Below are 13,034 nucleotides of genomic sequence, written 5' to 3'. Positions count from 1 at the left end.
TTGTTTCGGTTATAATCGAAATAATTTGTTGCAAAATACTGCACGAAAACAGACGCAAAGTCGTTTGATTACGACGAAACGTAATCTGTTTTCATATTTCTTGCAAAGATAGCGATTCTTTTCTTACTTCTGTGTATTATGTTCAATTAGCGATTTTGTATAATAATTATATATTTTATGTGCCGTTTTATTTATTTAAATAAAATAGCCTTGAAGAATTAATTTAAAGGGATATATTTGCAAAATACACTAATATTTTGTGAATAACATGAAAAAATTATCCTTCCTTTTTTTAACTATCGGTATTATTTGGGGGTGTTGGGCCGAATCTCCAAAACGTGAATTTCGTGCAACATGGTTGGCCTCGGTGAGTAATATCGATTGGCCCAAATCGACCCAGACTTTGGAAGAGCAAAAGGCCGCTCTGATTAAGATATTCGATGGTATGCAGGCGGCCCGTATGAATGCGGTTTGGTTGCAGGTGCGTCCTATGTCGGATGCCTTGTACAATTCGGCCTACGAGCCATGGTCGAAGTTTTTGACGGGAACACGTGGGGTCGATCCGGGATATGATCCGCTGGCGTTTGCCATAGAGGAGGCGCATAAGCGGGGAATGGAACTTCATGCATGGATCAATCCATATCGCTATGAGAGTGAAAAAAATATGAACGGAGCCGATGATCCCATACGTAAGAATCACCCGGAGTGGCTGTTGGAGTATTCGTCGAGTTTTATTCTCGACCCGGGGAATCCCGAGGTAATCGAGTATTTGGTGAAGGTTATCAAAGATATAGTCATCAAGTACAATGTCGACGGTATCGTGTTCGACGATTACTTTTACCCCTACGAAGGCACTAAAAATGAAGATGCCTATTCTCAGAGTCTATATAAACCCGAAGGGAAAAATGTGGGGGATTGGCGCCGTGAGAATTGCAACAAACTTATCGCCGATATTTACGCTATGATACAGGAGACGAAACCGACCGTGAAATTCGGTATAGGGCCTTTCGGGATATGGGGCGGTAGCAGTAGTGTCGCCGCTTCGTATGGTATAGAGTATTTGAATACAAGCGGAGGAACGAGTGCCTATTCCCAACTATATTGCGATGGAGTGGCTTGGTTGAAAGCGAAAACGATAGACTATATTTCGCCACAATGTTACTGGCCGAGTTTCAACACTCATGTTTGGGGGTATAAGACATTGGTTCCGTGGTGGGCGAAGGTGGCCAAGACGATGGACAGACACTTTTATTCGAGTATGCGAATTTCTACGATGCCCCAAAATAGTCCGCAGCGTATGAAAAGTGTATTGCGTCGGCTCGGCATGAGCGAGAACGAATATAACGGTTTGTCGATGGTGGAACGTTCTATCGCCGCGACAGCAGCCAAAGGTACGGAAGAGTGCGGGTTTGAAGTGGATATGAACCGATCGACCGATCTGATGGGGGCTCCCGGACACGTCTTTTTCAATACGACGCAGTTTTTCAGTTATGGGTTGGATACCTATGTCGCCGAGAATAAATTTACCGAACCAGCGTTAACGCCCGTTATGAGCTGGAAAACGCCCTGTGATTTGCCCGATATTACCGATATTTCGGTGTCGGGAAATATGTTGAGCTGGTCGGCTGATGCAGATGAAACGATACGTTATGCCGTGTATTTCGTACCCAGTCGCGTGGCTAATAATCCTCAAACCTATGAAACATCGGCCTATTTGAAGCGAGTTACATGGGAAAAAAGTATAGATGTTTCTTCTTATACTCAATTGGGATATGTGTATGCTATAACGGCTATTGATTCTTATGGAAACGAGTCACAACCTTATATTAAAACTCCATCGGGTGTTCAGTCGGGAATTGTCGATGGCCTTGTCGTTTATGGAGGATCGGGAGCTATCTATGTTTCTGTTCCAAAGGATATGGATATTTATATATATTCGTTTACCGGGCAGTTGATTCGTATGGTCAGAGTTTCGGGTGGAAATTCGGAAATAACGGTTCCAGCAGGAATGTATATTGTTAATGGAACGAAAGTGGCGGTTCAATAGTTGCATATATTAGTTTTCGTTTATTGTGGAAAAAAGAAATTCCTTCTGAAAGGAATTTCTTTTTTTGTTTGAGACTTATTTAAGCGGGTTGCCCGATCTCTGATCGGTAGTGAACTCTCTGGGGTATGAAAACGTTTTAACAAAAAAGATATTTGATGAATAAAGCTTATGAAGTAGCCGACCGGCTCATGGAATGGGTATCTTCTTTATTGCATAGAATAACGGGAGAGTCTTCGCCGGTTTGGGATAGAATTGTGTATGGTATTCTTGTTTTTGTGATCGCTATTGTGGTTGCAAGGATTTTGAGAATGATTGTTATTTATGTGATTCATCGGATTATAAAATATAAAGGAGGGGATCTGTTGAAAGGGTTGGTCGAAGCCAAAGTCTTTACCCATATAACGCATGTTATCCCGCCGTTGGTGATTTTATCTCTGTTGCCATTTGCTTTTCACGGAACTCCCGAACTATTACGGATTATCGAAAAAGTTTGCTGGATTTATCTGCTCGGAGTCCTCGTTTTCTCGATCAATACGCAAATTTCGGTCTTTTGGCGTATCTATTCTCGTCGTACCGCATTTCGGGATCGACCGATGAAGGGAATGATACAAATTATCAAAGGACTTTTGATAGGGATATGGGTGATTATTGCGGTTTCTATTTTGATAGAACGTTCGCCGATGGCTTTGATTACCGGACTGGGCGCATTTGCTGCGGTGCTGATGTTGATATTTAAAGACAGCATATTGGGCTTTGTCGCCGGTGTACAACTCTCGCAAAACGATATGATAAGGAATGGCGATTGGATTGTCGTGCCGGGTGGCGCCGTGAACGGAGTCGTTATCGATGTTTCGTTGAATACGGTGAAGGTTCAGAATTTCGATAATACCATAGTGACGATTCCTCCTTATTCGCTTATTTCAGGGGAGGTACAAAACTGGCGCGGAATGTCCGATTCGGGTGGCCGTCGTATCATGCGCTCGTTTACCATCGACCTGAACACGGTAAAATTTTGTACCCCCGAATTATTGCAAAATTTGAAACAAATCGATATTCTGCGCGATTTCATCGAGAAAAAAGAGTCTCAACAACAAAAAGGAATTGTAGAAAATACCGAAAATAGCGCGGGGCTGGTGAACGGAACGATCGAGACGAATTTAGGGCTTTTCAGAGCTTACATGACTCTTTATTTACAACAACATAAGTTTATTAACGATCAATTGACTCTTATGGTCAGAACGTTAGATCCTAACGATAACGGGTTGCCTTTGCAGTTATATTGCTTTTCGGCTAATAAAAATTGGGTAAGCTATGAATCTATACAAGCCGAAATTTTCGAACATTATGCTGCTATCATGCCCCGGTTCGGCCTGTATCCGTTCCAAAATCCGTCGGGGCGGGATTATATTAATTCGGCTCTATTGACGGCCGGCCATAATCCCGATGAGTTGTGGGGTATTCCGTGGGGAACCATGAAAGAGAAAAATACGGAAGTGCCGTCTTCTGCTAAACCGGAGGTGTCTGCAACACCTCCTCCAAAACCGATACCGCCGATTCCACCGAAGTGATGTCCTTTATAGCTAACGAGCGGCGACCGCTTATTTCCCGCAATTTACAAAGTTTGGGATTTTTTTGCAAGAATCCTAAGATGCGACCGAATGCAGCGGATTGATAATAGGCGACATGCTCGTCCGAAACGAAGTAAAGATACATGTATCCCTGTTTCAACCCTACTTTCTCGATTCCTAATTGTTTAGCCAGCCGTCTTAGACGGACTACCCGAATCAATTCCATAGCTTCGTGGGGTATGCGTCCGAAACGGTCTTCCAAGCGCTCGCAAAATTGTCGTATATCGGTTTCACGCTCCATGTTGTCGAGCTCTTGATATAGGGAGATACGCTCGGATTCCTGTGGTACGTAGTTTGCCGGGAATAAGATTTCCAAGTCGGACTCAATGGTGCATTCCGAGACGAACTCTTCGGGTTTCGTATCCGAATCGGCTCCGTAATAGAGGTCGCTGAATTCATCGTTTTTCAATTCTTCGACAGCCTCCTTTAAAATTTTTTGGTAAGTTTCATAGCCTAAATCCGCGATGAAACCGCTTTGTTCCGCTCCTAAGAGGTTACCGGCTCCCCGTATGTCGAGGTCCTGCATGGCGATGTGTATGCCGCTTCCCAATTCCGAGAAACTTTCGATGGCTTGTAATCGTCGGCGGGCATCTACCGAGAATGTGTGGCGCGGTGGAGTGAGCAGGTAACAGAAAGCCTTTCGGTTGCTGCGGCCTACACGTCCCCGCAGTTGATGCAGTTCGCTTAATCCGAAGTTTTGTGCATCGTTGATGATTATCGTATTGGTGTTTGGCATATCTATTCCCGACTCGATAATGGTGGTAGCCAGTAAAATATCATAATCATAGTTGACGAAGTCGATAATTGCCTGTTCCAATTTTTCGGGTGGCATTTGTCCGTGCCCGATCACAACACGTGCGTCGGGAACCAACCGGTGAATCGTGTTTTCGAGTTCGTACAGTTGGGGAATACGGTTGTTGACGAAAAAAATCTGCCCGCTTCGGCTCATCTCGAAGTTAATCGCTTCTTTGATAATGTCGTCGTTGAAAGCGTGTACTTCGGTTTGGATAGGATAGCGATTGGCCGGAGGGGTAGAGATAACCGAAAGGTCGCGTGCACCCATTAAAGAGAATTGTAAGGTGCGAGGTATGGGAGTTGCCGACATCGTAAGGGTGTCGACATTCACTTTCATCTGTTTGAGTTTCTCTTTTACGGCCACTCCGAATTTTTGTTCCTCGTCGACAATCAAAAGCCCGAGGTCGTTGAATCTCACATCTTTCCCGATGAGCTTGTGGGTTCCTATGATAATATCTATTTTGCGGTCGGCGAGGTCTTTCAAAATGGCTTTTACTTCTGAGGCTTTCCGGGCTCGGCTGAGGTATTCGATACGTACCGGGAACTCCTTCAATCGCTCTTTGAAGGTTTGGTAGTGCTGGAAGGCCAATACGGTGGTAGGCACGAGTACTGCTACCTGTTTGTTGTCGCAGGTGGCTTTGAATGCCGCACGTATGGCAATTTCGGTTTTCCCGAAACCCACGTCGCCGCAGATGAGCCTGTCCATAGGGCGTTCGCGTTCCATGTCAGCTTTCACTTCGGCTGTGGATTTTATCTGGTCGGGAGTATCTTCGTAAATGAACGATGCTTCGAGTTCTTGTTGCAGGAACGAGTCGGGCGAGAAAGCGAATCCCTTTTCTTCTTTACGGGCGGCATAGAGCTTTATCAAGTCGCGGGCAATCTCTTTCATCTTGCCTTTCGTCTTCTCTTTCATGCGTTCCCAAGCACCGCTTCCCAGTTTGTTGATACGAGGAGCTTCTCCCTCTTTTGCCCGGTATTTCGCCAATTTGTGCAAGGCGTGAATGCTGACAAAAATAATATCGTCGTTTTGGTAAGTCAGTTTAATGACCTCTTGCATTTTTCCGTTGATTTCGGTATGTATCAATCCCCCGAAACGACCTATACCGTGATCCACATGCACGATGTAGTCGCCGACTTCTATCTGGTTGAGCTCTTTCAAGGAAAGAGCCAGTTTCCCAGAACGCGCATGCTCGCTTTTCAAAGTGTATTTGTGAAACCGATCGAATATCTGGTGGTCGGTGAAACAACCTATTTTCAAATCGTTGTCGACGAATCCCTCATGCAAGGTTTTCAATACCGGTGTAAACGAGATGGAATCGCCTCGTTCTTCGAAAATAGCTTGCAATCGTTCTATCTGTTTTTCACTGTCGCTGAGTATGTAAAGAGTGTAGCCTTTTTCGATGAATTGGGAGAACGATTGGCTGACTAAATCGAAATTTTTGTGATAAACACCTTGTGGTGCGCAGTTGAAACGAATGACCGCCGGCGCATTCGCTTCACTGCTTGCTCCATAATCTATCCTTCGAAATGTAGTTATCTTTTTTTGAAAAGCTGTTACATCGATAATTTTTTGCATAGCATAGCGATCGCCCTCTTCGGCGATAAGGGTTTGCTCGGAGAGCGATTCGGAAGCTATGGTTGAAATTCTGTCGATCACCCATGACAGATTGTGACAGATTAAAATCGTGTTTTTATCGATGAAATCGAGTATGGAGATGCCGGAGGCTTCCTGTCCGCATACGTTGGCAACGATATAAACTTCTTCCAATTTTCCGGTGGAAAGTTGTGTTTCCACTTCGAAAGTACGAATGCTTTCTACCTCTTTACCGAAAAAATCGATACGATAGGGCAATTCGTTGGTATACGAAAAGACGTCGAGAATACTACCCCGTACAGCAAACTGACCGGGTTCGTACACGTAGTCCACTTCTTCGAACCCTCGTTCTCTCAGTTTGTCGGATAGTGTGATGATGTCGCACTTCGAATTTTTGTCGATGTGAAGGGTCTGTTCGGAAAGCATATTGACCGGGACAACCTTTTCGGCGATAGCTTCGGGATAAGTGACTATCAATAGGGACTCTCCTTTTTGACACAGGCGGTTCAGAACTTCGGTTCTCAATATTTCGGAAGGGGGGTCGGGTTGCCCGTATTTGATGTCCCGCTTGTATCCAGATGGAAATAAAAGAATGTGGTCGTTACCGTTTATTTGCACCAAGTCGTTGTACAGATAACCGGCTTCGTCCAAATCATTTGCGATGAGGATATGTGCCTGTTTATGTTCCAGAAGATTGGAAAAGAAAAGCGCTATCGAGGAACCTTCGAGTCCCTGTATAAAAATGTGCTTTGTCTTGTTGTCTTTAATGAGTTTCAAAAACGCTTCACGTCTCGCCGGAGTGTTGAAAAGCGCAGAAAAGTTCTGAATATCCATTCCTATAAACCGTCTTAACCGTCGACAAAATTACACATTAATTTAGAAGCTGTTTTAAATTTATTGAGAAATAATATTATCATTTCAAGCAGGTATGTTCCGGCCATATTGAGCCCCTGTCTTGCATCTTGAATCCCTTGATTTTTGTCAATAGCCCGCTATTGACTGCATATCTCGGACTCCAATCTGCTTCAACATAGGGCTCAATCTGTCTCGGAATAAATTTAAAACAGCTTCTTATCGGTCGCAATATTTGTTCCTGTGTTTTCTCTATGGTCAGTGGGCTTCCAGCCAGTTGCGGCCCACACCGGAGTCGGCCAATAACGGCACTTGCAACGGATAGGCGTTTTCCATCTCTTCGCAGACGATAGCTTTTACTCTCTCGATTTCCTCGACGGGTACATTGAAATTGAGTTCGTCGTGTACTTGCAGAATCATGCGGCTTCGTAGATGCTCGTTTTCCAATCGTTTGGCGATACGTATCATAGCGATTTTGATGATGTCGGCTGCACTCCCTTGTATCGGGGCGTTAATGGCGTTTCGTTCGGCATATCCCCGCACGACGCTGTTATGGGAATGTATATCGGGCAACATTCGTTTCCGGCCGCAAATCGTTTCCACATAGCCTTTTTCCCGAGCAACTTCGATACTTTTATTCATATACTCTTTGATTTGCGGATAACTTTCGAAGTATCCGTCGATCAATATTTTTGCTTCGCTCCGTGGTATATTCAGTCGTTCGGCGAGGCCGAATACCGATATGCCATAAATGATACCGAAGTTCGCTGTTTTGGCCTTTCTTCTCATATCGGCAGTTACGGCATCGATAGGAACTTTGTAAATTTTTGCGGCTGTGGCTGCGTGGATATCCGATCCCTCCCGGAATGCTTCTATCATGTGCCGGTCTCCGCTCAGGTGTGCCATGATACGCAATTCTATTTGCGAGTAGTCGGCCGAGAAGAAAATGCAGTCTTTATCCGGTACGAATGCACGGCGTATTTCCCGCCCTTCGTTGTCGCGGATAGGTATGTTCTGCAAGTTCGGGTTGCTGGAACTGAGTCGTCCGGTGGAGGTAATCGTCTGGTTGAACGAGGTATGTATCTTTCCCGTTTTGGGATTGATCAATTCGGGCAGGGCATTGATATAGGTACTCAATAGTTTGCGAATGCCTCTTTGATCGAGTATTTTACCCACGATGGGGTGGCGGGACCGAAGTTTTTCCAATATCTCCTCGGTCGTGGAATATTGGCCCGTCTTTGTCTTTTTGGCTTTTTCATCGATTTTCAATCGTTCGAAAAGGACTTCGCCTACTTGTCGTGCCGAACTTACGTTGAATGTAACGCCTGCCAATTGGAAAATCTCTTGTTCCAACTCGTTCATGCGCCGGGTGAGGATATCCGAGGAGCTTTTTAATTCGGTTATATCTACATTGACTCCGGTTATTTCCATGTCGGCGAGAACTTTTGTCAATGGCATTTCGATGTCGTAAAAGAGCTTTTCCATTTTTTCGGTCTTCAACTCTTTTTCGAGCCGGTTTTTCAGTTGCAAGGTAACATCGGCGTCTTCGGCGGCATATTCGCAAACTTGCTCTACCGGGACTTGTCGCATGGAAAGTTGTTTTTTCCCTTTCGGACCGATGAGTTTTTCGATGGACACAGGCTCGTAACCGAGATATACATTCGCCAGATAGTCCATATTGTGGTACTGTTCGGGTTGTAACAGGTAATGAGCCACCATTGTATCGAAGAAATCGCCTTTGACATGTATCCCGTAGTTATGCAGGACGATATAGTCGTACTTGATATTTTGTCCTATTTTCAAGGATTTGGGATTTTCCAGAGCCGATTTGAAGATGTTTACGAATTCCCGTGCTTTTTCTTGATCCTCTGGAATGGGAATATAATAGGCTTCGTGCTCTTTTAGGGCGAAAGAAAGTCCCACCAACTCTACATTCATCGGGTCTACGCCGGTTGTCTCCGTGTCGAATGCGAATGCCGATGCGCAAGATAGCAATGCCGCCAAGTCCCACATCTTTTCAGGGGTGTCGGTTAAATGATAGGTGTGCGGAATCGATGCGATATTAGCCAAATTCGACTGGGGCGCGGAGTTGTCTGTTTGTTCAGTTTCGGGAACATTGTCGAACAGGGAGGGTTGTACCGTTTTTTTAGGTGTCGGCGTTGTCGGTTGGTTTCCCAATACTCTTTCGGTAAGGTTTCTGAATTCCAATTCTTCGAAAATGGGTCTCAGTTTTTCACTGTTTACAGGTTCCCGTCGAAGTGATTTTTCGTCGAAAGTCAAGGGTACATCGGTCTTGATGGTTGCCAAGAACTTGGAAAACTCTATTTGCGAGCGGTTTTCTTCCACTTTGGTTTTCAAGGCTCCTTTTAACCGATCGGTGTTTGCAAGCAGATTTTCTATACCTCCGAAATCGGCAATCAGTTTGACCGCCGTTTTTTCTCCCACTCCGGGACAGCCGGGTATGTTGTCGGAGCTGTCGCCCATCAATCCTAATATGTCGATAACCTGTTCGGGTGATTGTATGCCGTATTTCGTTTTTATCTCTTCCGGTCCTAAAATTTCGAAATCGCCGCCGAACTTGGGCCGATACATGAAAATGTGTGACGATACTAATTGCCCGTAATCTTTATCGGGTGTCATCATGTAGGTGTCGAAGCCCTCCTTTTCGGCAAGTTTTGCCAGCGAGCCTATGACATCGTCGGCTTCGAAGCCGGGAACTTCTATAATGGGAATGTTGTAGGCTTGGATAATCTCTTTGATGATCGGGACCGAATAGCGTATTACTTCGGGAGTTTCTTCCCGTTGAGCCTTGTATTGTTCATAAGCCTCGTGGCGAAATGTGGGGCCTTGCGGATCGAATCCGACGGCAATATGCGAGGGGTTTTCTTTTCTCAATAATTCTTCGAGCGTGTTGACGAACCCCAGAATGGCAGAGGTGTTTATCCCTTTGGAGTTGATTCTCGGATTCTTGATGAACGCATAGTAAGAACGGTAAATCAGTGCGTAAGCGTCTAATAAAAATAGTCGTTTCTCTTGCATAAGGGTATGCTGTTTGTAGATAAGAATTAAAAAAGCATCTTTGTAATGCGGTAAAATTACGATAAAAATACGGATTCTTTTGTTTTATTACTATTTTTGCACCAGAATAAATTGATATGGATAAACTTTTTAGCATACGGCAGCCGATAACCGAGGAGCTTGCTCTACTGAATAAAACCCTTACTGAATCTTTGCATACGACCAGTCCTCTGATGAATGAGGTGATTCAGGCTTATCTCGAAAGCAAGGGGAAACAGATTCGGCCCATATTGGTGTTACTGTGTGCGAAGTTGTTCGGTGAAGTTCCTCGTGAAGCCATTGACGCAGCAGCTTCGTTGGAAATGTTGCATAATGCCAGTCTGATTCATGACGATGTAGTCGATGAATCGCAGAAACGCAGAGGCCTACCGACGATCAATCATTTATATGATAACCGTATAGCGGTTTTGGTTGGCGATTATTTCGTGTCGTGTGCTTTGGCTTGTTCGATAAAAACGAACAAGATGCCGATTGTTTCTTGTTTGGGTGTCTTGGGACGGGATTTGGCTCGGGGAGAGATCGACCAGCTTTCCAATGCCCGCAATCACTTGCTTGACGAGAATGCATATTTCGAAGTGATTCGGCGAAAGACAGCATCGTTGTTCTATGCTTGTATGCAGGTGGGTGCACTGTCTGCCGGCGCTTCTGCCGAAGATGTCGCGAGATTGGGAATGTTTGGAGAAAAGTTAGGGCTTTGTTTCCAGATTAAGGACGATATTTTCGATTATTACGAGGATAAAGTTATCGGTAAACCCACGGGAAACGATTTGCGGGAAGGGAAAATAACACTGCCGCTTATTTATGCGATTACTCATGGCGAAGGCTCTGAAAACGAACGAATGAGAGATTTGTTGTTGAGCGAGGAATATTTGTCGTCCGACAGCGTGCATACACTCATCGAGTATGCTAAAACACAAGGAGGTATCGAGTATGCCTATACAACTATGGGGCGTATCCGCAACGAGGCTGTGGACCTATTGTCCGTTTTTCCTCCTTCCGAAACGATCGATGCTTTGATTGCTATCTTGGACTACACGATAGAGCGGGAAAAATAGAATTTTTAGGATAGTGGGGTTGTGTCGACCCCTGTGGGCGCTCCCTTTATATCACTGCGCGATACCCCGTAATACTTATGGGACACGGCAGGGGGAGAGGGGGTAGAAGTATGAAAAGACAATCCCTGCTGATTTCTTACTAATTATCGAAAACGACCACTTTCTAAAAGTGGTCGTTTTCGTTTTCGGTTTTCCCTTCATGTCGTCAATATTTGAAGCTGCTGCCGCCGAGAAACTCTCTGAGAAGAGAAGTAGGAGGTATTTCGCGTTGATTGATGGATTGAAAATATCCTAAGAAACGGAGCAAACGATGAGCTTCGGCATATTCGGGACAATCATGGGGTACGGCGCTGAGTATGGGTTGTGCATAATCTTTCATTACCGCCAGTTCGAAAAGGAGTGAAGAGTTGAACATAGCATCGGCGTTTTCCTGATAGGGGAATATCCATTTTTCTTCTCCTCGTCTCACACTTCCCCAACGGGCTATGGTGCTCTGTGCCGATGCCCCGCGATATTTATGGTCGCGGATAATGCGGCGTAACAGACGGTTATCGGCAGTCGGTATCCAGTTGTGGTCGTCGATGGAGATGGTCGTCAAGGCGGAAACATAAATGCGATATTTCAAATGAGTTTCGATTTGAGGTGTCAAATCTGGGTTTAATCCATGTATGCCTTCCAAGATGAGAACAGACCCTTGTTCCAATTTCAGAGTATTCCCTCTGTATTCTCTTTCGCCGGTTTCGAAATTATAGGTGGGCATCTCGATTGTTTCGCCTTGCAATAATCTGTTGAGGTCTTTATTGAACAAATCTAAATCCAAAGCGTAGAGCGATTCGTAATCGTAGTCGCCGGTTTCGTCGAGAGGGGTGTCTGTTCTATTGACAAAATAGTTGTCGAGAGATATGGCTACCGGTTTCAACAGATTGGTCATGAGCTGAATCGATAATCTTTTGGAGAATGTGGTTTTCCCCGAGGAGGAGGGTCCTGAGATAAGTACGATACGAGTACCGTTTTCGTGATAGCGTCGGGTTATATCGTCGGCGATTTTACCTATTTTCTTTTCATGAAGGGCTTCGGCAACTTTGATTAAGTCGGTTGCTTGTCTCGTTTCCACGGCTTTGTTGAGGTCTCCTATATTGCTCAATCCGATAATTTGGTTGAACGTGAGGTATTCTTTGAACGCATTCAACATTTTTTCTTGCGGTTCTATCGGAGCCGGTTCGGTCGGTGCATCGGGCATGGGAGGAACTAACAACCCCCCACCGTTATATTTTACCAAGTCGAATCCCTGTAAATAGCCTGTCGACGGAGTCAGCCAACTGTAATACGAGTCGGCGAGACCGTCGAGAGTATGGTATTGGGTATATAACTCGTGTGTAGTTTTCAGCAATTCTATTTTATCGAACATGCCTTGTTCCCGAAAAACTTCTATGGCATCGGCCGTGTGACATTCTATTTTTTTGAACGGAATGTCGGCGGCTATAATTTCGGCCATGCGATGCTTTATTTTATCGATGGATTCGGGTTTGAGGGCGTTTTCATTATCGAGCAAGCAATAGTATCCGTGAGATAGGGAATGTTCTATACGCAATCTTGTTCCCGGGATAATGTCGTTGATTGCTTTGTACATGACGAAGCAGAGGGAACGCACGTATGTGCGCATGCCTGCCGGGTGAGAGATATCGAGAAATTCGATGTCTTTGGGCCCGAATACCCGGTATTTCAATTCTTCGGTTTTGTTATTTACGTAAGCGCAAATCGGGCGGTGAGCCAGTCGAGGATTTGCCAGTTTATAGATTTCGAGGAGGCTTTCACCTCCGTTTACACGTAGCGTTTTTCCTGTGTTTACACAATAAACGTCAAATTGTTCTTTTTCCATAATGTTGATGGGATATAATTTCGATGGTATTCTTAATTGTTAATAAAAATAAAAACGGCAATTTCTACCTGATGTAAATCTTTTTATTTGTATAATTTTGCAAAGG

At 44.7% G+C, this 13,034-nt stretch carries 6 protein-coding genes; 3 read left to right on the top strand and 3 right to left on the bottom strand.

Annotated features, from left to right (window positions below):
* The first annotated feature begins 268 nt into the window (after nt 1-268).
* Both NBH06_RS09270 and NBH06_RS09265 read left to right on the top strand, forming a co-directional pair.
* The gene (locus NBH06_RS09270; protein ID WP_155012892.1) at nt 269-2,047 is read left to right on the top strand and encodes a glycoside hydrolase family 10-like protein; all 1,779 of its coding nucleotides are present in this window, start codon (nt 269-271) and stop codon (nt 2,045-2,047) included.
* 155 nt (nt 2,048-2,202) lie between these two features.
* Entirely contained in the window at nt 2,203-3,615 is a 1,413-nt protein-coding gene (locus NBH06_RS09265; protein WP_008863057.1) for a mechanosensitive ion channel family protein, read from the top strand.
* On the opposite strand, the gene mfd is transcribed toward NBH06_RS09265, so the two are convergent.
* Nucleotides 3,554-6,898 (bottom strand): transcription-repair coupling factor, encoded by a 3,345-nt coding sequence (gene mfd, locus NBH06_RS09260; protein WP_250794004.1) that lies wholly within the window; start codon nt 6,896-6,898, stop codon nt 3,554-3,556. The genes NBH06_RS09265 and mfd overlap by 62 nt on opposite strands.
* A gap of 276 nt (nt 6,899-7,174) precedes the next feature.
* Nucleotides 7,175-9,955, bottom strand: coding sequence for a DNA polymerase I (gene polA, locus NBH06_RS09255; RefSeq protein ID WP_250794001.1), 2,781 nt, complete (start codon nt 9,953-9,955; stop codon nt 7,175-7,177).
* Between the two features lie 116 nt (nt 9,956-10,071).
* On the opposite strand from polA, the gene NBH06_RS09250 reads away from it, so the two are divergent.
* Nucleotides 10,072-11,049 carry a polyprenyl synthetase family protein gene (locus NBH06_RS09250; protein WP_021891698.1) on the top strand — a complete coding sequence of 326 codons (978 nt, stop codon included), beginning with the start codon at nt 10,072-10,074 and terminating at the stop codon, nt 11,047-11,049.
* Between the two features lie 205 nt (nt 11,050-11,254).
* Here NBH06_RS09250 and NBH06_RS09245 read toward each other — a convergent pair whose 3' ends face one another.
* The gene (locus tag NBH06_RS09245) at nt 11,255-12,928 is read right to left on the bottom strand and encodes a nucleoside kinase (protein ID WP_250793999.1); all 1,674 of its coding nucleotides are present in this window, start codon (nt 12,926-12,928) and stop codon (nt 11,255-11,257) included.
* Nucleotides 12,929-13,034 lie beyond the last annotated feature (106 nt).

Origin of the sequence: Barnesiella sp. B2-R-119 (assembly GCF_023656675.1) — a bacterium.
GTDB classification, from domain to species: domain Bacteria; phylum Bacteroidota; class Bacteroidia; order Bacteroidales; family Barnesiellaceae; genus Barnesiella; species Barnesiella intestinihominis.
This window is presented reverse-complemented; position numbering and strand designations above follow the sequence as displayed.